The organism is Leadbetterella sp. DM7 (assembly GCF_040829825.2).
Lineage (GTDB): Bacteria > Bacteroidota > Bacteroidia > Cytophagales > Spirosomataceae > Leadbetterella.
This window is the reverse complement of the sequence record NZ_JBFOLH020000003.1, coordinates 95,315-116,657: the sequence shown is the minus strand read 5'-3', so window position 1 is coordinate 116,657 and position 21,343 is coordinate 95,315. Positions and strand designations below refer to the sequence as shown.

Annotated in this window: 12 protein-coding genes; 6 read left to right on the top strand and 6 right to left on the bottom strand. The window is 51.3% G+C overall.

Annotated elements, in window-relative coordinates:
* Nucleotides 1-80: 80 nt before the first annotated feature.
* The 4 genes from AB2U10_RS04180 to AB2U10_RS04165 form a co-directional block, all read right to left on the bottom strand.
* Entirely contained in the window at nt 81-962 is an 882-nt protein-coding gene (locus AB2U10_RS04180; protein WP_367913259.1) for an outer membrane protein assembly factor BamD, read from the bottom strand.
* A 56-nt stretch (nt 963-1,018) separates the two neighbouring features.
* Nucleotides 1,019-1,534, bottom strand: a complete 516-nt coding sequence (locus tag AB2U10_RS04175; RefSeq protein ID WP_367913260.1) for a T9SS type A sorting domain-containing protein — start codon at nt 1,532-1,534, stop codon at nt 1,019-1,021.
* Nucleotides 1,535-1,718: 184 nt separating this feature from the next.
* Complete coding sequence (locus AB2U10_RS04170; protein ID WP_367913261.1) at nt 1,719-2,162, bottom strand: RpiB/LacA/LacB family sugar-phosphate isomerase; 444 nt, start codon at nt 2,160-2,162, stop codon at nt 1,719-1,721.
* Between the two features lie 180 nt (nt 2,163-2,342).
* Nucleotides 2,343-4,025, bottom strand: a complete 1,683-nt coding sequence (locus AB2U10_RS04165) for a DNA polymerase III subunit gamma/tau (protein WP_367913262.1) — start codon at nt 4,023-4,025, stop codon at nt 2,343-2,345.
* Nucleotides 4,026-4,284: 259 nt separating this feature from the next.
* On the opposite strand from AB2U10_RS04165, the gene AB2U10_RS04160 reads away from it, so the two are divergent.
* Together AB2U10_RS04160 and folE are read left to right on the top strand one after the other, a co-directional pair.
* On the top strand, nt 4,285-4,695 hold the full coding sequence (locus AB2U10_RS04160; RefSeq protein WP_367913263.1) for a 6-pyruvoyl trahydropterin synthase family protein: 411 nt from the start codon (nt 4,285-4,287) through the stop codon (nt 4,693-4,695).
* A complete protein-coding gene (folE, locus tag AB2U10_RS04155; protein WP_367913264.1) occupies nt 4,658-5,353 on the top strand; it encodes a GTP cyclohydrolase I FolE in 696 nt (231 codons plus the stop codon). Before AB2U10_RS04160 ends, folE begins: the two co-directional genes overlap by 38 nt.
* Nucleotides 5,354-5,364: 11 nt before the next feature.
* On the opposite strand, the gene AB2U10_RS04150 is transcribed toward folE, so the two are convergent.
* Together AB2U10_RS04150 and AB2U10_RS04145 are read right to left on the bottom strand one after the other, a co-directional pair.
* A complete protein-coding gene (locus AB2U10_RS04150) occupies nt 5,365-6,003 on the bottom strand; it encodes a response regulator (RefSeq protein ID WP_367913265.1) in 639 nt (212 codons plus the stop codon).
* Nucleotides 6,000-8,924 (bottom strand): sensor histidine kinase, encoded by a 2,925-nt coding sequence (locus AB2U10_RS04145; protein WP_493820217.1) that lies wholly within the window; start codon nt 8,922-8,924, stop codon nt 6,000-6,002. The genes AB2U10_RS04150 and AB2U10_RS04145 overlap by 4 nt, the downstream gene beginning before the upstream one ends.
* Before the next feature lie 213 nt (nt 8,925-9,137).
* On the opposite strand from AB2U10_RS04145, the gene AB2U10_RS04140 reads away from it, so the two are divergent.
* Genes AB2U10_RS04140 through AB2U10_RS04125 form a run of 4 tightly spaced genes read left to right on the top strand, consistent with a single transcriptional unit; the run spans nt 9,138 to nt 21,298 of the window.
* Entirely contained in the window at nt 9,138-10,820 is a 1,683-nt protein-coding gene (locus AB2U10_RS04140) for a hypothetical protein (RefSeq protein ID WP_367913267.1), read from the top strand.
* 11 nt (nt 10,821-10,831) lie between these two features.
* On the top strand, nt 10,832-17,293 hold the full coding sequence (locus AB2U10_RS04135) for a hypothetical protein (RefSeq protein WP_367913268.1): 6,462 nt from the start codon (nt 10,832-10,834) through the stop codon (nt 17,291-17,293).
* Nucleotides 17,294-17,298: 5 nt separating this feature from the next.
* Nucleotides 17,299-19,329 (top strand): fibronectin type III domain-containing protein, encoded by a 2,031-nt coding sequence (locus tag AB2U10_RS04130; RefSeq protein ID WP_367913269.1) that lies wholly within the window; start codon nt 17,299-17,301, stop codon nt 19,327-19,329.
* A 13-nt stretch (nt 19,330-19,342) separates the two neighbouring features.
* Nucleotides 19,343-21,298, top strand: coding sequence for a hypothetical protein (locus AB2U10_RS04125; protein WP_367913270.1), 1,956 nt, complete (start codon nt 19,343-19,345; stop codon nt 21,296-21,298).
* Nucleotides 21,299-21,343 lie beyond the last annotated feature (45 nt).

Genomic DNA, 21,343 nt, shown 5'->3' with positions numbered 1-21,343 from the left:
TAAATGCAAGAGATGGGGTACTTTTGTGAATTTGTAATTTGTTTTCAGTCAAACAAAAAACAACTTTACGAAAAAACAAATTATTTCACTTCTCTCTCCTCTTCCGCCTGCTTCCTCAGCTCCTCTATTTTCTTTTCAATCTCAGCTACTTTCTCCAGGCCCTTCAGCGACCGGTCATAATATTTCTCCAGGTCTTTGATGTATTTGCTGTTCGGGTATTTATCTACAAATTTATTGTAGTAATCAAGCGTTTCGTTATAGCGCTCCTTCTGCTTGTTAAACAAGCTCAGATCGGCCAGCTCATATTGCGCAGTAATCTGCATGGCGCTCAGCTCCTCGTTATACCTGGAGTCCGGGAAATCTTTCTTGAAGTTTTCAATGGTTACCACAGAAGCCAGGTAGTTGCTCAGCCCTCCCCACGACGGGTCGCGGGTCTTGTAATACAGCCTGGCTTTCTCGTAGGCCTTCCGCTCCAGCCGTTCACGCAGGTCCTGCAGGTTCCGCGAGCAGTTTTCGGCATATTTGCTGTCGGGGTACGAGTTAATGAATGTCTGCAAAGCGTCAATGGCTGTCAGCGTATTGGTCTGATCCAGGTTATACGGCGGGGTATCCTTATACATGGAGAACGCATACATGTAGTACGCTTCTTCAGCAAAAGGGCTGTTGTTATAGGTAGCGTAAAACGAGTTGAACAGGTAGCTGCTCATCTGGTAGTTGCCCTGGTAGTAATTGGCATACGCGTTGTAAAACTGGGTCTTTTCTGCCGTACTGTCGCCCCGTAACAAAGGAGTGATCTCGTCAAACAAAACACCGGCCTTATAATAATCCGCCTTCTTATAATACTTCATGGCGGCTGCGTATTTTTCTTCGGTGGTACCTTTTTTCTGAACCCTGGTAAACTCTCTGGAGCAGGAAAAAATAAGCAGACTTAAAACGACTAAAGGATATAACCTGAAATTCATCCGACAAAGGTAAGAATTGTAATTGGGTATTAAACGAAGGGGTTGCAAGAAAATTATCAGTTACGTTCTACAAGTAGCTTTTTGGTGCTGACTTTTTTGCCGTCTACTACAAACTGCACCATGTAAATTCCCGATTCAAGGCCGGTGGTATTCATTTTTATTTTGCTGCCGTTAGCCGTAACGGGGTATTCGAGCAGCGAGGCGCCCACCATGTTCATGACGGTAACCCGGGCATCCTTAAAACTGTCTACCGCTTCGTAAGGGATTTCCACGAAGTTCACCGCCGGGTTAGGATACATGTTACCGAACCTGATTTTTTCGGTTGCTACCTCAGCAGCACGGACATGAGCGGTCTCTGTTTTGTTATCGGAAGAGCTTTTCAGCAGGAGGTTACGGTAATACCGGGTAAATTCGGCCTTTGAATCCACAAAATTCAGCTTCTCGGGCAATTTCCCGAATATAGACGTATTACTGGTGGCGGGAAGAATAGTCTTTTTAGCGTCTTTACCTACATTCAGCCTTGACTCCGCTGCGTTTTGGGCAAACAGCATACCTGACGTTAAGATCGTCATCAGGAATATCACTGATATTTTAGCGGGCCGTTTCAAGTGAATTGTAAATTTTATCGTATAACTTCTTCTTTTTTTACAAAATAAAGACAATTTTTTTGTCTTTATTATATTAGACGTAATTTTTTATCAAAAGGTTGCATGGAAGTATTAAAAATAACTTAATTTTTCGTTAGAAATCCGGTTTTTAGCATACAGAACAGGCAATCTTGCCCACACGGGTAGCATGGCGCCCGCCTTCAAATGCCGTGTTCAGAAACTCACGGGTATAATCTACCGCCTGGTATTCTGAAATAAACCGGGCAGGCAGGCAAAGAATGTTGGCATCGTTATGCTGGCGGATCAGCTTTACCACTTCCAGGTTCCAGGCCAGGCCGGCCCGCACACCCTGGTGCTTGTTGGCAGTAATGCATACCCCGTTGGCGCTGCCGCACAGCAGGATACCGAAGTCGTACTCCCCGTTTTCAAGCGCCGTGGCCAGCGGATGTACCGTATCGGGGTAATCCATAGATTCTTCGCTGTACGTTCCGAAATCTGCCGTCACAAAGTTCTGTTCCTGTAACCAGCTCAGTATTTTCTTCTTGTATTGAAAACCGGCGTGATCACTGCCGATAGCTACTCTTAATGCCATAACCGTTTTTTTAGCAAATTTACCGGGAAATAAATAAAGATGAAACATTTTTCGGCTCAAAAGTGCCGTTGACAGGAAAAAATACAGCGTTGCAGCCTTTCCTACACGCATGCAGGGACTCTAACAGCACAACCCGGCTATTGCAAAAGGTGGCCGGCTTGCTTTATACAGGAAGCATCCTTAGAAAATAAGATCCAGGTCCAGCCCTTTTTTCAGATCCCAGAGCACAGGGTTCTTCTCAGCCATGGCTTCAAATTTCTGCTGCTCGGTGCGGGGCTTGGCCACAGACTCTGCCGCCGTAACAATGGCGTCGGCCGTGATATCGGTGTTCCGGAGCTTTCTTTTCATGTATTCCAGCAGATCCGATTTGATGGCTTCAAACAGCCCCAAAAGGAAAGTATTCGGCAATTTGAACCGGATATGCGTACCCGTAATATCATAACCGCTCTCAAAAAGCAGCTTTTCATTGGGCGATGTACGTGTCTTGAAAAATTCACTGAGCACGCCTATGGCATGGCCCTCGGTAAAATCGGCTTTAAGAGGCTCCTGCACATGCTCAACCTGATGTGCGGCAATCACAGGAGCAGCCTCTTCTTCCTTCCGCAGGCTTTTCAGCGATTTGAGGCCGGCTATTGCCGGTACAGGCTTGGGCGTTTCGGTTGGCAGCACCGGCCCGGCCTGCGTAACCGTCGGCGTCATTTCCGGGGCCCTGACGGTCAGGTCAGGCGTTTTTTTTTCAGCCTCAGGTAAATCGGCCAGGTTCAGCACCGAGGTGATCTGCGACAATTTCAGCAGGCCTATCTCTACATGCAGCCGTTGATTCTTGGCTGACTTAAAGTTAACGTCGAGCTGGGAGCCCACGCTGAGCGCCGACAACAGAAACGAAGTGGATATGCCCTTCGACTGTTCCAGGAAATGCGCCTTGATGCTGTCTGACAACTCAAGAATATGTACGGTTTCCGGGTTTTTACAGACCAGGATATTCCGAAAATGCTCGTTCAGGCCGGCCACGAACTGGTGCAGGTCAAAGCCTTTGGTGATGATCTCGTTCAGCAGGAGAATGACCTGCGTAATGTCGCCCCGGTACAGGCTGTCGGTCATTTTCAGGTAATAATCGTAATCCAGCACATGGAGGTTCTCCAGCACATCTTTGTAGCGCAGGGTCCGGTCTTTGGAAAAAGTCACGTTCAGGTCAAACATCGACAGGGCGTCGCGCAGTCCGCCGTCGGCTTTCAGCGCAATCAGCTCCAGTGCCTCTTCTTCAAAGGCCACCTGCTCGCTGTTGGCTATTTTGGCCAGGTGACGGGCCATGTCTTTGATCTGGATCCGGTTGAAGTCAAAGATCTGGCAACGGCTCAGGATGGTGGGCAGGATCTTGTGCTTTTCAGTGGTAGCCAGGATAAATATGGCATAGGCGGGCGGCTCTTCGAGGGTTTTAAGGAAGGCGTTAAAGGCCGCCTGCGAGAGCATGTGCACCTCGTCAATGATATACACCTTGTATTTACCGTCCTGGGGCGGGAACCGCACCTGGTCAATAAGATTCCGGATATCTTCTACCGAGTTGTTCGACGCGGCATCCAGCTCATGAATGTTAAAGGAGGCATTCTGTGCAAAATTCCGGCACGAAGTACACTCGTTACAAGGTTCGGTATCAGCGGTAACATGCTGGCAGTTGATGGTTTTGGCCAGGATACGGGCACAGGTGGTCTTCCCCACCCCGCGCGGACCTGTAAACAGGAAGGCCTGGGCCAGCTGACCCGATGATATGGCATTCCGGAGCGTGGTGGTGATGTGCGACTGACCTACAACCGAATCAAAAGTGACCGGCCGGTATTTACGGGCTGAAACAACGAAGTTATCCATAGGACAAAGATAGAGATAAACTAAAAACTAAAAGATAAAAGTGAAAAGTTAAGGTACATTTTTTCATATTTAATGGAGTGAATGTACCTTAACTTTTCACTTTTATCTTTTATCTTTTCACTTAAAAAACCTCCTGCTTTTACATTTATTCAAATAAAACCACGCCTGTTCTGAACTTTTAACTTAAATATTACATTTACTATATTGTCCTTTCGCCATTCGGGCGTATTTTTAGATGTGTAGTACACAAACTTTGTACATGACAAGAGTTTCCGTATTTAGAAAAGAGCATTTTAACGCTGCGCACAGGCTTCATAATCCGGAGTGGGATTCTGAGACCAATATCCGTGTGTTTGGCAAATGCAACAATCCTAACTACCACGGGCATAACTATGAGCTCCATGTCAAAGTGAGCGGTGAAATAGACCCGAAAACGGGCTTTGTGTTTGATCTCAAAGTACTTAGCGACCTTATTCACGAGCACATCCTGGAGGTTTTTGACCATAAAAATCTTAACCTCGACCTGCCTTATTTTAAAACGCTGAATCCTACAGCCGAAAATATTTGCGTAGTCATCTATGACATTTTACGGGCTGAGATTGACCACCGATTTGATTTAAAAATCAGACTATTTGAAACGGAAAGAAATTATGTTGAATATCCTGAATAACACCGTCCGGGAAGATGAGATCGGGAACGATCACCAGATGACCAATGCGAAAACGCCGTTGCGGCCGGACGCTTTTGTGCTGTCGGACGAAGAAAAAATAGAAACAATTGCCGCACACTTCAGGGAGATCATGCACACCCTGGGGCTGGACCTCAACGATGAAAGCCTCTCAGGCACCCCGAAACGGGTAGCCAGGATGTATGTGCAGGAGCTTTTTTCAGGGTTGAACCCGGAAAATATGCCTTCGGTGACCCTCTTTGAGAACAATTACCGGTTCAGCGAGATCCTGGTAGAGCGGGATATCTCGTTTTATTCCAATTGTGAGCATCATTTTGTACCTATTGTGGGCAAAGTGCACATTGGCTATATTTCTACGGGAAAGGTGATCGGGCTCTCCAAGCTTCACCGTATTGTGAACCATTTTGCCCGCAGGCCGCAGGTGCAGGAGCGCCTGACCATCCAGATCGGTGAAACCCTGACACAGGTATTGGAAACCGAAGATGTGGCGGTAGTAGTAGATGCCGATCACTTCTGCGTTTCGTCGCGGGGCATTGCCGACCAGACCAGCTCTACGGTCACTTCGTTTTTCGGAGGGGTCTTTGATAAGGAAAATTCCCGGAAAGAGGAGTTCCTGAGCTTGGTGAAACTGAGGGGATGAGCCTCCGGGGTCTATAGTCCCAGAAACGGCTTATTGTCCATCAGGTATTTCACCAGGGAGGCTGTATTCTTCAGGTTAAATTTGGCTAAAATGTTTTTCCGGTGGGTTTCTGCCGTTCTTACGCTGATAAAAAGCTTATCTGAAATTTCGGTGTTGGTATATCCTTCCATGATCAGGCGGGCAATGTCCATTTCCCGGCTGGAAAGCCGGGTGATCTCTTCGTTGGCCGGGGCGTTTCTTTTCGACAGGCAGATCTTATCCCGGATTTCCCGGGTAATGTATATTTTACCCTCCAGAACGGTTTCCAGCGCTTCCAGCAGCTCTTCCTCATCGGCATTTTTGAAAAGATAACCGTGTGCGCCGGCCTCCAGCATCTTGGTTACGCTGTGCTCATCGGCCAGCATCGACAGCACAATGATCTTTACTCCGGGGTGCTGCTCGCGCACCTGGAAGGTGGTCTGGTACCCGTTCAATACCGGCATATTGACATCCATCAGGATAATATCGGTTTTATGCCGCGCCAGGTGCTCCAGGGCCTGCTGGCCGTCAGACGCCACACCGTTTACTTCAAAGCCCGGCATAGCCGACAGCAACAGGCGCAGTCCGTTAATAAACATGGTGTGATCATCGGCAATCAGTATCTTTTTCATGGTAGGTTGGGTTCATAGCTTAACGTGTCTTTCGGAATGATCAGGGTGACGGCCGTACCTTTGCCGGCACTGCTGTCAATGGTCAGGTTGCTGTAAATAGCCTGCGCATGGGTCTTTATATTGGTCAGGCCATACCCGGCCTTTACCTCTTCTATTGAAAAGCCCTTCCCGTTATCTTCATAAAGAAATACCAGGCCGTCTTCGCGGTTAACCAGCGAGATGTACGCCCGGCTGGCTTCAGAATGCTTCAGGGTATTGTTGATGAGCTCCTGGCAGATGCGGTATACCACATATTGAACCGGCCGGCCGATACGGATGCCCCCCGTATCCATATTGGTTTCAATATGAAGCCCGGTGATTTTCCGGATATTGCCCGCCAGCTCATGGATAGCGGCTTCCAGCCCGTTTTCGTCCAATGTTTTCGGGCTCAGGTTAAAGAGAATATTCCTCAGCTCGGAGATGGCCTCGTCGAGCAGCCGGGTGGTATCGCGGAAAGTTTCTTTCCGTTCTTCCGGAATTTCCCTTGCGGCGGCCTGCATATACAGCTTAAGCGACGAAAGGCGCCCGCCCAGGTCATCGTGCAGGTCTACGGCTATGCGCTTCCGCTCTTCTTCCTGCGATGTAAGCATGATACGCATCTTTTCCAGCTGGTTATTCTTTACCCGCCTGCCAAACCAGTACGTCAGCAGGATCGTGAGTGCCAGGATGCCCAGTACGGCCACCGCAAAAAACCAGGTGGTTTGCCAGAACGGGGGTGTGATCGTAAGCTCCAGCGTAGCAGGCACCGGGTTGCCCTCTGTCTGAATGGTAAAAACATACTTGCCGGGCGGGAGGCGCGCATACCGTATTTCTGACACGCCGGTAGTCTCAATAGGTGCTTCATCATAGCCCTTCAGCTGGTATTTCATTTTCCGGAAACGCCCGTTCAGGAAATCGAGCGGAGTAACCTGGAACGACACCGTGTTGGACCGGTGGTCGAGGTGAAGCTCCTTCAGCATAACCGGGTTAGCCCCGGTATACGGCGCATCGTTAATGCTTATCCGGGTGATGTAGGCCTTTACGGGGATATCTATGGTTTTGACCTTTGCCGGGTCAAAAACATTGATGCCGTTGCTACCCCCTGTGATCACCCGGCCACCGGCTGTTTCCTGCAGTGTATTCGGGCTGAAAATAACCCCTTGCAGGCCGTCAGATTCTGTATACTGCCGGATCTCACCCGTGGCCGGCCGGTACCGGTACAGGCCGTTATTTGAGTTGATCCAGAGCTCTTCGCCCACGGCTATCACATCCGTGCAGAATGCCGACAGAACAGGGCGATCTCCCAGCCCCCGGTGATCGTAAAGATACAGGCCGGAGGTAGTGGCCAGGTACACCTTGTCTCCTACCCTAACCGAGCCGTTGATGTTAAAAGGGGTGCGGGCCACTTCACGTACCACCGTAAAATCGTCTTTTTCGCGGCGGGCCAGCGCCAGGTTGGTATAATAGGTCTGAACCAGTACTTCGTTATCGGAAAGAAACGTAATATGGCTGATGTTATGCCACTCTATGCTGCTGTTCAGCTTATCGAGAAAACGCAATGTACCGTCGTCCCGGAGATAGGCCGCGCCCTGGGGAGAGCAGACCAGCGGCAGCCGGTTAACCGGGTCTTCCACCATATAATTAACCCCGTCAGGCAGCTCCGGCAGGTTCAGGGGTGCAAAACGCCCGGAAGAATAGAGGTAATATTTGTGTTTGTCAAGCTCCAGGAACAGCTTATCACGCCCTGCAGGGAACAGGCCCCGTACCGAGTTTTCCGGGAAATACCGGGCGGTTATTTTTTGCAGGGCGATATCGTATACCAGGAGCCCACCCGAATAGGTGCCGCACCAGACCCGGTTATTTCCGGCATCCAGCAGGTTGGTAATCTGGTTGTCGAGCCCCTGGCCCACCGAACTTTCCTTATCGAGCAGGTGGGTAAACCGTACCTGGCGCACATTCGTATAATCAAGGCCTTTCCCCATCACTGACACATACAGGTTATCCTGCTTGTCCATATGGATCTGCATCACGTGGTTCCCCGACAGGCTGCCTGTATTATGGTATTGGTGCGTATACCCCCCCGTGACCCGGTCGGCCCGGGTATCAAAAAACTGCAACCCGGCTCCGTTCGTCCCTACAAACAGGTTATTCCTATAGGGAAACAGGCAGTTGATACTTACTCCGAAATCGTACACCTTGTACTCACCGGTATACGGGTTCAGCCGGATCAGTCCTTTGTCAGATGCTATCCAGGCCACCGAATCTGCGGCTACGTACACATCAGCCACTACGGCCCTGAACCCGTCGCGGAAAAACGGCCGGCTTTCGCGGATGGTGTAATCGTCGTTCATGTAATGTACAAACAGCCCTGAATGCGAAGCGTTGGTAATGAACCAGTCGACCCGGCCGTTGCGGGTACCGCCTACATAAGAGCGGCCGTTGGTTTTATCGGTCAGGAAATGAAAAGTGGAATCTACCACGTAAACACCGCCCAGGGCATTGCACCATACCTTTTCACCGGCATAAAACGGGAAGGCATAATAATACTTATACGGTGAAAACTCAAAATAGGTAAAAGAGTCTTTGTTGTAATTGTAACGCGACAGGCCTTTCTGGGTGCCCAGGTAAATGTCTCCCTGCGGACTCTCGTACATGCGGGTAACAATATTTCCCTGCAGGTCATAACGCTGGTTAAAATCCATACAGTTTACCCCGTCAAAACGGTTAAGTCCGTTGTGGGTACCGATCCACAGAAAACCAAATTTATCGCTGTGCAGGCTTTGAATGGCAGGATCTGACAGCCCGTTGCTGTGATCCAGATGCCGGAAAAGAAGAACAGGCGCCTGCTGTCCGGAAGTTCCGGCAGAAATCAGCAGCAGCAACAGGCAGATCGGGTTTCTCATTTTCATGGGTTCAGCAACAGGATTCATCCATACGCAGCGTATTCCTGCTTTCAGGGAATAAATATAAAGGGATTCGGTTATACGATCCTACACCTGTGCTGAATATACACCTTTTTTGGTATTGCCGTACATCCGGCCCTCCGGTAATTTTGTATGCATCAATTTCCGACTCTCATGCCCTCCGTTGACGGCACAGGATCTCAACTTAAGCCTATGAAAATACGTATATACCTTCTTTTACCGGTTTTTCTCTCTTTGCAGGCCCGTTCGCAGGACCTGTCTGCTATAGGAGATCAGAAACCTTTTGCCGTCAGCGGGTCACTGGATATTCGCACCATAGGATACAGTGCCCACGGTATCGACCCCAGGAGAAGCCCCTTCTCCTATATCATTTCCGGGTCGCCTGTTTTTTCATTTTACGGCCTCACGGTACCGGTAAGCTTCAGCTTCAGTGAACAGGACAGGTCGTTTTCGCAGCCTTTCAACCAATACGGCCTCAGCCCCACCTGGAAATGGATAACGCTGCACGGAGGTTACCGGAACGTCAGCTTTTCGCCCTATACCCTGGCGGGACACACCCTGCTGGGCGGCGGTTTTGAACTTAAGCCGGGAAAATTCAGGGCGGGATTTATGACCGGCCGCTTAAACCGTTCAACGGCCATTGATACCCTGAGCGGGTATGTAAGACCCGAAAGCTTCAACCGCTACGGTACAGCAGGCCGGCTGGGGTATGAAAGCAAAGGGAGCTTCGTTAACCTGAGCTTCATTGCAGCAAAAGACACCGAAAAAGGCTTTAAAGGCAACCTCGATTCGGCCAATGTCAGTCCTGAGTCTAACCTGGTGCTGGGGGCTGACTTTAAGTATACCGTGGTCAAAGGCCTGTATATCTATGGTGACGGTGCGGTGAGCATCTATACCAAAAATATCCGCTCAGATCTTGAAATAAACATTGATTCCACGCAAAAGGCATTGCTGAAGCTTTCCCGTTACTTAAAAATCAACGGTACCTCCGAATATTCCCTGGCCTATAGCGGGGGGCTGGGGTATACCCATAAATACTTTGCGCTTAAAGCCGGATACAAGCTGGTAGAACCCAATTTCAGGTCGATGGGGGCGTATTTCTTCCAGAATGACCTGCAGAATATCACCATCAGCCCTTCTTTTAATGCCCTGAAAGGCAGGCTCCGGTTTTCAGGAAGCATAGGCATACAGGAAGACAACCGCAAGGGCCTTAAGCTGGCGTCTACGAAAAGGGTCATCAGCATGGCTAATGTTTCGTGGGATCTGTCAGATCAACTGGGCATTGACGCCAATTTTACCAACTTTACGGCCAACTCCGAGCCTACCGTGGCCATGGTAGAAAACCGCTACCTGCTGGCACAAACCAACCGGAACCTCTCTGTTACCCCGCGGCTGATCTTGCCCGGCACAGACATGACCCACGTAGTGATCCTGTCATACAACGCCAGCAGCCTCAAAGACCTGAACGAAGATACGGTTAACGAAAATGACATTTTTTCGTCGGTAGCTTTTCTGAACTACTCGCTTACGCTGAACCAGGCAGGCCTGAACCTCAACACCGGCCTGAATTATGCCAACAACAAGCTTTCAATAGGAAATACGGGCAGCTACGGTGCTTCACTGGGTGCCGGTATGGGTTTCCTTAAAAATAAGCTATCGGTCAACACGCATAACTCCTGGACCCGGAGCGATATGGCGGAAAACGCCAAAGGAACCATCCTGAACTTCAGCCTGAGCACTTCGTACATGCCCCTGAAGGGGCACCGGGTGGCTTTAAGGGTTTCCTACATGAGTAATGCGGTCAGCCGCGAAGACCAGGATACGAACAAATACAACGAACTAACCGGCGAACTGGGCTACACGTTCAGCTTTTAAACTTTAAAGCCATGAGAAAATTATTTTTTGCATTGCTATTTCTATCGTTTCAGGCCGCAGCACAGAATACCGTGCGTGTGAGCACCATTATCCCGGCACCGCACCCCGACTACCTGTCGCATTACCGCGAGCCGGGCAGAATTGTGCTGAGCATCCAGAACCTCACCAATACCGCCCAGGAAATATACCTGCGGGGTGAAATCAAAGGAGTGGATAATGACCGCCATATCTTTACCAAACCCGATTATGTGCCCAAACGCCCCATTGTAATTCCGGCAGGCATTGGCCAGGCGGTAACCGTTACTTCTGAAGAAATACAGGAGCTGTACAGCCCCTCCAGCCTGGTGTATTACGGCACCAATTCGGAACAGATCGCCAATGCCGACCGCATCGGCGAAGGAACCTACATGGTATGCGTACGGGCCTATGACTTCAAACAGCACACCCGGCCACTTTCGGCTGAAAACAGCGGCTGTACCACCATTTTTACCCGGAATATGGAAGCACCCATACTTATCCAGCCCCTCGGGGATGCAGAGCTGCCCAACACGGGTATACAAAATCATATTTTTTCGTGGACGCGGCCTGCGGGAGCCCCGGCCGGAATTTCCTACCTCCTGAAAATAGTAGAGATCTTTGATCCGAACCGGAATCCCAACGATGCCTACCTCTCCTCTACCCAGCCTGCTTTTTTTGAAAAAGAAGTACTGAACAATGTATATGTGTACGGCCCGGCTGATCCGCCCCTTGTAGAAGGCCGGAAATATGCCTGGGCAGTAACGGCGCTTGACCCCAATCGCCCGGTTAAACGAAACCTCAGGAACCAGCAGTTTCAGAACGACGGCCGCAGCGAAGTGCGGGCTTTCAGCCTGAAAAAACGGCCCGAAGAAATGACCCTTATGCGGGCACCCGTGGTAGCCATTGCCCCCGGGAGCAAAGAGCCCGGTCCCAATATTGTGGTGCCTGAGAATGTCTCCGCCCGGTCAGCGCCCTGGTCGCCGGTGAATTGCGACTGCAGGGAAACGGTGCCCGCAGGCCCTGCCGCTACCGTTCAAAACGGCGATGAGATCAAAGTAAACGCCTTTACCATGAAGGTTACCGGCATAGAAAGTTCAAAGGGAGGTAAATATACGGGCACCGGAACCATTGCCATCCCCATTGTCAACAGCAGCCTCGCCCGCCTGCGCGTAAAATTCCTGGATATGGAGGTGGTGTCGGCAGGCGGTATCAAACAAATGGTGGCCGGTGAAGCAAAGGGCATTACCCGCAGCAACATGAGCCTGTTGCCCACTGCCGATACGCCGGGGGTGAATCCTGCCGCACTCTCTACCAATGACATCAGCAGCATAGACACCTACCTCAGCCAGCAAAAAGACCAGCTGGTTTCCAATCTTAAAAACAGCGCTGCCAGCGCCGGTTTTGAGCTGCCCATAGGCCTGGACAAAGACCCGGTGACCATAGGCATTACCCAGGTTTTCTTTACACCAGCCCAGGCCTGGTTTAATGCCGTAAGTGCGATAGATATCCCTGACGGCAACGCCAAAGCAGCCTTTGAGATGATCGGCGCCTGTATGACACCTGAAAAATTCTGCGGCCAGTTCAAGCTTCGCCTGAAGCAGGATCTTAACCTGCCTTCTCTCGGGATGAAGCTGGTAGAGGGCGATCTCCAGGACAAAGGCACCTACATAGAATACGACCGGGAAGGCTTTAAGACCCTGTCGCTGGCCATTGATTACAATTTCCCCGGCGGCATAAAACAGGTTTCTGACGGCAGCAACCTGACCGCCAGGATGCACGGTAAAACCACCAAGGGCTGGAGCAACTGGATGGCTAAGGTAACCCTCCCTGATTTTTATGTGGAAGGGGTAGAAAGCGTTACCTTCAGCCTGGGCAACAAGGAAATAGAGTATGATCACTCTGATTTTGAAAACCCTGCGGGCCTGCCTGCAGAAATCAGGGTGGGTGATGAAAGCTATACGGCCATCGGCACAAAAACCTGGCACGGCTTCTACCTCCCTTCATTAACGGTGAAGCTGCCTGAAATTATTAAACGGGGCAATAGCCCGGTGCAGATGGAGGCCAGCAACATCATCATTGACAGCCAGGGTTTTACGGGCGCCGTCACGGCCAGCAACATCATCAACTCTATTGACGAAGGGTCACTGGGGGGCTGGTACGCCTCGCTCGATAAAGTAAGCCTGCTGTTCCTCAGGTCGGGTTTCCGCGAGAGTAGTATGGAAGGAAAAGTGGTTCTCCCGGCATCTGACCGCGCCAAAACGGCCAACCGGCTCGTGTACACGGCCAAGCTCAACTCTCCTTCCAATGCTCCCATGAGCTATGAATTCAGCATAACGCCCAATAATAACATGAGCTTTGATGCCCTGTTTATGAGCGTTACACTGTATAACACATCGGCCATTACGGTCCGGCCGAAAGCTGCAGGGTCGCTAACACCGGTAGCCATCGCTAAATTAGACGGCAAATGCTCGGTACAGTTTACCAAAGAGAAAAGCAAAGCCGCCAATATGCTCACCTCGGTATTCCTGCCCAACCTTGATTTCCGTGGGCTGGTCTTTAAAACCGAAGAGAAATACGTGGATGTAGACGACTTTACCATGTCTACGGCCCCTCCGGGCGGCGGCGGACTGGGCTACCGGGATGAGGAAGAAGAGCCGGTTTATTTCGCCGGCGGGCCCAATGCTTATCTTCCTGCCGAACCCTTTTTCGACTCCTCTTCCCAGCCCAAAGTAGCCGGCTTTACCTTCAGCCTGGGAGTAGACCGTGACAACCCGCTGTCGGTAGAAATGAAAAACGGCAAATGGCAGGTAGGACTCCGGTTTAACGGCAACATGAACTTCATAGAGGAAGTCTGGAAAATGGAAGCCGCGGCCTCATTTGTACTGTATTCCGAGCTCAAAACCGAGGCCGGAAGAATAAAATGGGACGGGCTGGGCGTAAAAATGGATAAGGTGGAATTTGGAGCCGAAAAAGACTTCGGTGCCTTCAAGCTGGCCGGTGCAGTGGGTTATTACAACAAAACCAACGACGAAGGGTTTGTTGGTGTGCTCAATGTGACCGTTGCCGAAGTCTTCAAAACCCAGTTCCGGGTAAACTTCGGAACGGCCAGGCAGGGTAGCTCTCCTTTCCGGTATTTCGATTTTAACGGCATGGTCGACTTCGGGCAAACGGGCTTCCCTATAGCCCCGCCGGCTCCCATCTCATTTTACGGTTTCGGAGGTGGTGTCTTTTACAACATGAAAGCACAGGGCATGAATGCCACCGATATCAACGACGCCGGAAAACCTGTGGATGCCGGAAAAATCAAAGGGAGCAAAACCTCTGACAGCGGCACCGACTACGATGACAACAACAGTGTGCTGGCCCTGTTAAATTATACACCGGGAGGGCTCAAAACCGTTCCATCGAAAGGCATTTTCGGGTTAAGGGCCACCGTGCTGATCGGGCTGACCGCCAGGAACGTACTCGACGGCGACGCCACCTTTACCATGCAGTTCAATACCGAAAGCGGTAAGGTTTCGCTCTTCCACCTCAACGCCAATGTACGGGTGCTTACCGACATCAGCAAAGATCTCGGGCCCGCAAGAGACAACAGCTCTACAGGCATTGGTAAAGTTAATTTCCTGATGGACTTTGAGAAGAAAGAATTTACCGCCAATGCCGAGGCCCAGTTTGGCATACCCCGCTGGAACAGCGCCGGCCTGCTGTATGCCTACGGCTCTATGGAGCTGTACGTAGGCAACGGGCAATGGTGGTTTTATGCCGGGCAACCCGAAGGTTACGGGCGTGGTCCGAACGGCCTGGGCCTCCTGAAAAACCCGTTGAAGACGCCTACGGCCAAAGAGAACCGGGAGTTGAGAGAGAAGACAAAATCAACTTACAACAGCCGTTTTGATCCCTATGTATTTAAAGGTACCACCTATTTTGAGATCGGTACAAAGGTTGACCCCCTACCCGGTATTCCTGACAAGATCTGGTCTATCATAGACGGTAGTGATCCCCATGAAATGGGAGCCGAACAGGCAGCCAGTCAGAAATCGAAGATCCGGAAACCGGATAACCCCGGCCGCGGCCAGTACCGGGAAGGTATGAGCTCGAAGAAATCAGGTATGATTGTAGGCGGTAACACCATTTTTGACACGGGCGAATCTTCTTTCCTGGTATTTTACGGGAGATTGTGGTGCATGAACGGCTTTGACATGTCTATTGTCAACGGGGTAGAATGTGAGGGCCGGCAAACCGCCGGCGGACCCAACGGCTGGTATGCTTACGGGCAGGCTTACATTGGTGCCCAGCTGTATGCCGGCATAAAGCTTGACCTGCTGCTGATCAAAGGAAAATACGAAATCTTCAACGCAGGCGCCGCTGCCATGGTTCAGGCCGGGTTACCTGACCCCACCTGGGTAAAAGGGATGGCCGGAGCCCGTTTCAGAATTCTCGACGGGCTGGTAAAAGGAAACTTCAGCTTCCAGGTAAGTGTGGGCGACCAGTGTAAAATACCGGGCGATGCGTTTGGCGGGCTGGAGCTCATTGCTGACGTGTCCCCTGCGGAAGACGGAGAGCTCAAACCCGTAGATACCGTGCCTTCGGTTACGTTTACCCTGCCTGTGGGCAGAGATCTGGAGCTGGACGACTACACCAATGCCGATGACCGGGGAAATCCTAAAAAGCGCTTCTTCAGGTTTGACAAAGATTGTTATGACGTTATGCTGAACGGCGAAAAAGTAAATCACCGCTTAAATACCCCCTCCACACCTAACGAGAGAAACTACCTGTGGTATTACGGCGGATTACAAAACAACAACCTGGTTAAAAATACAGACTACCGGCTGGAAGTAAAAGCGTACCTGAAAGAAGAAGACAGGATGTACGTGCTGGGGCAGCCGGTGATCACTACCGGGTATAAATTTGTGACCGCTTCAGGCGGACGAACAAACAACAAGGCCAATGCCCATTTCCAGGAAAGAAAGGTAACGTTCAGAACCGATGAGGGTTACCCTAAAATCCAGGAAGAATGGTACGATGAAAGTGTGCCTGTGCACGGCCACAAGTCGCTGCCCTACGAAAGCTTCAATCGTTTAAATCCCAACCTGGCCATTGCGTTTAACCGCGAAGTCAAGCCTCTTGAAAACATAAAAGGAACCACCGAAAAGACAACCTATGTATTAAGGGTGTTTAAAAACGGGGTTAAAGTAAAAGACCTGCCCGTTACCTGGGGAAAAACCTCCTACTGGCAGAGCCACGATAAGTCGAACCTGAATGCCGGTAAGCTGGGTGTACCCCTGGAAGCCAATGCCGAATACGTATGCCTTATTGTAGCGAAAAACCCGGTACAAAGCGCCGGGGGGACTGTAAGTAAAATAGAGACCCAGGGGCGTCTGGTCAATACCAACGTAGGTTCACTGAGCGCCGAGCTGCGGAACTCCATGAGCGAGATAATGGTAACCAAAACCCTGTCAAAAGGAATGAACCAGCTGGGAGGAGGTGAATTTATCATCGGCGGCTACCGGTTCAAAACCAGCCAGTACGGTACCCTGCAGAAAAAGCTGGATAACATGCAGGTTATGAATGCCCGTCTTGACAAAACCGTCTCTTCCGTACAACCCGGCACCTACATGGCCGGCAACGGAAACACTGTTCCCCTGTCACCTCCTAAAAATACGCAGCAGTACGCGCATTTGACGCTGGAACTGTCTACCAACCGGGATTTAAGCCTTAAAATAGTAGACAGCTGGTTACCTAAAGATGCCCAGGGCAATTATGTTATTGTAACAGGAACACAGGTCAACTTCCCGGTGACCGCCGAGTATACAGGCGAACGCTTCAGTAAAGCCGCCGCAATGACGGCAGACGGGGCTTCGAGCCTGATGCAGGATATAGACGGAACCGTTACATCAGCCGAATGGATGAAGAAGGTGGTCAGCTTCTTATCGACCAAAACGGGCGTTGCAGAAAGCCGCTTCAGGCAGGCAGACGGGTTTGTGCTACCCGATTACGGCCCTGAATGCAAAACCACCAGCAATGCTTCCAGCGAGCTGCGGAACCTTACGGCTATTGGCGGCACACACCCGGCTGACCTGCCGCAGGCCTCCGGCTCGTTGATGATGGGTAACATGATTGTAGGCTCTACCTTAAGCAGCCTGAATATTCCGCCGGCCATGTCGCTGGCATTCGGAACCGGTTATGTTATTGCAGCCTACACCCACGGCGGCCTGGGCAAAAAGTGCCGCGACTTTGTCAACCTGCCCGTTAGCGATCCTATTCAGTCAATGGTCAACAAGGTCATCAATTCACGTATCAACCCCAACCCGAACGAATCAAGGGTGATGGGCAACCAGGCAAACGTATTGAACCAGGCATCTACCTGGCAGCAGGTAAACCAGGCGGTGAACAGCTTCAACCAGGTAAACCGGAATCAAATGAACCAACAGGCAGGCAATGTATTAATGCGATGAGAACCATGAAGAAGATACTTTTTATTTTATGCCTGGCCGGCACGGCCGCTTCGGGACAGGGTATACAGGGGGCCATACTGGGCAAAGGGAAGCCCTACCCTGATAAAATTGCCCTACGGTGGAACATCAGCAATTACCAGGTGTTTAAGCAGCTCACCCAGGACGGCGTGCTGATTGACCGCATGGTTATAGGCAAAGACAACAAGCCCGAAGGTACCGGATGGACCCGGATAACACCGCAACCGATAAAAGCCATGGCGCTGAACGACCTCAAAAAACCGCCTTTCAGCAGCGACACGGCCGTGGCCGTTGTAGCAGAGGGCCTCTATGGCAAAAGTAATTTCTCGGAAGCAACGGGCCTGGTGCAGCAGATCAGGCTGCAGGACATTGACCGCCAGAACCGCCACCTCATGGTCTCCCTGTACGCATCCATGAGCAAAGAAGCGGCCTTTGCCGCCGGCCTGGGCTACGAAGACCCCCTCCGGCCCGAAATTTCCAAGGGCTATGTGTACAGGCTGTGCCCGGCCGTGCCTGAGGGGATAACCGGGAAAATCGACACCGGCTTTGTGTACGTTTCCGGCGCTGACCTCAATTACGTACCCCTGCATTTCGGCCTGAAAACCCGCAGCGGTGAAAATGAGATTATCCTGAACTGGCCGGTGGAAGAAAGCCCCTATACGGGGTATTACATTGAGCGTTCTACCGACAATAAAACGTTTAAGGTTCTTAACAGCAACATATATTTGCCGAATACCGATCCCGATTCCACCCTTGCCGGGGAGCAATATTACTATTCTGACCCCGTAGACAATTACATCCGGTATTACTACCGGCTTACGGGGGTAAATGCTTTTGGTGAGAAAGTGATGTTCCCCGATACGGTCAGCGGCATGGCCACCGACCGCACGCCCCCTGAAGTACCGCTGCTGAAAATGGTTAAAGACAAGAAAAAAGTTACCTTCAGCTGGAATAAGCCCGCAGACCGTGACCTGAAAGGTTACTTTTTACTAAGCGGGAAAACCGTGGAAGCCAATACAGCGCTGGCCGAAAACAAAATGCTGCTGCCCCAAACGGTCACCTATACGCTCACCCTGCCCGATAATTTCCGGGCCGCCTATTACCGGCTGATGATCTCCGATACGTCAGGCAATGTAAGCTTCAGCAACCCTGTATATGTATTTGAGCCCAAAACCACCCCGCCGGCCCCGCCCACCGGCCTGAGAGGCTACATTGACACCACCGGCATGGCCGTGGTTCGCTGGAATTCAGACACCACCGAAGCCCTCAGGGGGTACCGGGTTTTGTTTTCCAATCGCCCTGATCACGAATACTCGGCCGCATCAGACCTCGTGCCCGACACCACCTACAGCTGGCAGGTAGGCCTCAAAACCCTCACCCGCGAGCTCTACGTGCGCGTAACCGCCGTAGACGGCAGCTTTGGCCACTCTCAACCCAGCGAGCCGTTGCTGTTGCTGCGGCCGGATGCCGTACCGCCCGTTAAACCGGTCATACTGAACTACGAAAACAATGCTTCCGGGATAAAAATCACCTGGTCTGACCCGGCTGATGATGACTTGGAGAAATTTCTGGTATACCGGCGGATGCCCGGTGCCGATACCTTATGGAAAGAAATTTACACCACGCCGCGGGGCATATCGTATACCGATAAAGACCTCAGCCCGGCTACGGCTTACGAATACGCCGTACGGGCGGTTGACCGTTCGGGGCTGTATTCCGAGTACTCGTTCCCGCTTTACCTGAAAACCGCTTCCGGCCGGCCGGGCGATAAGATCCAGCTTACCGGCACCTATGATGCCGCGCAAAAGAACGTTCAGCTCAAATGGACGGGCAGCCCGGAAAACGTTCAATTCTATATCCTGTACAAAGACAAAGGCGAAGGGCTAAGCCTCTACAAGTCGCTGAATGCCACTGAAAATACGTTCACCGAAAGCGGTGACCGTGCACCCAAAGGCCTGTATGCCCTGAAGGTAAAATACAAAGACCGGTCCGAATCTCAGCTCTATATCTGCAATTAAAAACACAAGGCTCATGAAAAATACAACCGTAAAGCTCACCTTTATATCGCTGCTGCTTATGGCAGCCTGCAAAGAAACCGTTGTTCCGAAACTACCGGTTTTCTCAGAAACCACGGTTTCTAACATCGGCACGTCTACGGCACGTGTAACGGCTACAATTACCGACTCGGGCAGCGGCCAGATCACCGAACACGGGTTTGTATTTTCAGAAGACAGTCTGCCCAGGCTGGAAGAAAACAGCATAAAACGGGGAAGCATCAACATCACTACCCCTGTACCCATTACTTTCTCCAACGACCTGGGCGGGCTGAAGGTCAGCACCACCTATTTTGTGAGCCCGTACGTGGTGATCAACACCAATACCGTATTCGGTAAGGCGGCCCGGTTCAAAACATCCAATATTATTCAGCCGGGCGTGACTACCGGTAATGCCGACAATATCACCCATAATGCGGCACGCCTGTCAGGAACCCTGACCTCGGGCGGCACCTATCCTGTGGCAGAATACGGGCTGGTATGGTCGGAGTCGGCCAATCCTACCACGGCCGTCGCTACAAAATACAGCGTAAAGAACAATGTGACCTCCTTCCCTGCCTCATTCAATACCAGCGCAGCCAATCTCGCTCCGAATACCACTTACAATTTCAGGGCCTATGTGATCGCCAACGGGGTAACTACCTATGGCGCCAACATGACCTTCCGCACTTCGGTGGTCAGCCAACCCGCAGTCGTAACCGGCAATGCCACCAATATAACGGTATCTGCCGCCACGCTGGGCGGAGCCATCAACAGCGCAGGCTCTTACCCGATCACCGAACGGGGCGTGGTATGGGCCACCGGTGCCAACCCGACTACAGCTAACGCCAAAGCCGCTATTTCCGGGAACGTAACCAGCTTCCCGAATAACTATACGGTCAATGCATCAGGACTAAACCTGAATACCACCTACCATTACCGGGCCTACGTGATTGCCAACGGGGTGACCACCTACGGAGAAGACAAAACGTTTAAGACCTCTGACATGGTGCTACCGGGTGTCCGTACCGACGAGTCCAAGCCGTCAGCCAACGAAGCCTATATGGCGGGTACGCTGACGTCGAAAGGGTCGCACCCGATATCCGAATACGGCCTGTGCTGGTCTACCTCGGCCAATCCCACCACGGGCGGCAGCAAAGAGGCCATTACGGGCGATGTCACCACTTTCCCGAAACAATTTTCGGCTACAGCGCGCAATCTCAATGCCGGTACCACCTACCACTACCGGGCCTATGTGGTTATGAACGGCACTACCGCCTACGGTGAAGACAAGACCTTCACCACCGGTGTAGACCAGCCCCAGCTGGTGACCCGGGCTGCTACCATCCTGGGTATTGCATCGGCCACGGTAAATGCTACCATCAACAGCCCGGGCTCTTTCCCTGTTTCTGAAGTGGGTATTGTATGGGGCACCGCCAATAATCCGACCACCGCTAACCACAAGCAGTCGAAAAGTGCCTCGGGTATCAGCTACCCCCACAATTACTCGTTCAACCTGAGCGGGCTGTCGGAGAACACCACCTACTACTTCAGGGCCTATGCCCTGGTTAACGGGCAGGTGTATTACGGCAATACGCTTTCCTTCAAAACGCTTACGTTCAAAGCCACAACCGTTACCACTTCTACGGTACGTACAACGGTGCAGAACCAGGGCTACCAGGTAAACGGCACCGTAACCGCAGGTACCTACCGCATTGTACGGTACGGGTTCTATCACAACAGCATTCCTGGCAGCAGCTTTGATTTTCTCCAGTCAAAAGAGATATCGATCAAACCGGGTACACCCTCGGTGGGCACCATCAATTACCATATGATCATTCCGTTTTATCCGTGCGGTACAACCGTGAAATACCGGGCTTACGCCCTGGATGAAGGCGGGAACTGGGTGTATGGAAACGTGATCCAGTTCACTACCTTAGGCTGTGTCAACTAAGCTCCGGAGGCCGTGCTTTTGTACGGCCTCCGGCTATATGCCCGG

Excerpts from the sequence above, each read along its gene's own strand:
- AB2U10_RS04150 (WP_367913265.1), bottom strand. The coding sequence starts at position 6,003 with ATGAAAAAGATACTGATTGCCGATGATCACACCATGTTTATTAACGGA.
- AB2U10_RS04140 (WP_367913267.1), top strand. The coding sequence starts at position 9,138 with ATGAAAATACGTATATACCTTCTTTTACCGGTTTTTCTCTCTTTGCAG.
- AB2U10_RS04160 (WP_367913263.1), top strand. The coding sequence starts at position 4,285 with ATGACAAGAGTTTCCGTATTTAGAAAAGAGCATTTTAACGCTGCGCAC.
- AB2U10_RS04175 (WP_367913260.1), bottom strand. The coding sequence starts at position 1,534 with ATGACGATCTTAACGTCAGGTATGCTGTTTGCCCAAAACGCAGCGGAG.
- AB2U10_RS04125 (WP_367913270.1), top strand. The coding sequence starts at position 19,343 with ATGAAAAATACAACCGTAAAGCTCACCTTTATATCGCTGCTGCTTATG.
- AB2U10_RS04145 (WP_493820217.1), bottom strand. The coding sequence starts at position 8,924 with ATGAGAAACCCGATCTGCCTGTTGCTGCTGCTGATTTCTGCCGGAACT.
- AB2U10_RS04135 (WP_367913268.1), top strand. The coding sequence starts at position 10,832 with ATGAGAAAATTATTTTTTGCATTGCTATTTCTATCGTTTCAGGCCGCA.
- AB2U10_RS04170 (WP_367913261.1), bottom strand. The coding sequence starts at position 2,162 with ATGGCATTAAGAGTAGCTATCGGCAGTGATCACGCCGGTTTTCAATAC.
- AB2U10_RS04130 (WP_367913269.1), top strand. The coding sequence starts at position 17,299 with ATGAAGAAGATACTTTTTATTTTATGCCTGGCCGGCACGGCCGCTTCG.
- AB2U10_RS04165 (WP_367913262.1), bottom strand. The coding sequence starts at position 4,025 with ATGGATAACTTCGTTGTTTCAGCCCGTAAATACCGGCCGGTCACTTTT.
- AB2U10_RS04180 (WP_367913259.1), bottom strand. The coding sequence starts at position 962 with ATGAATTTCAGGTTATATCCTTTAGTCGTTTTAAGTCTGCTTATTTTT.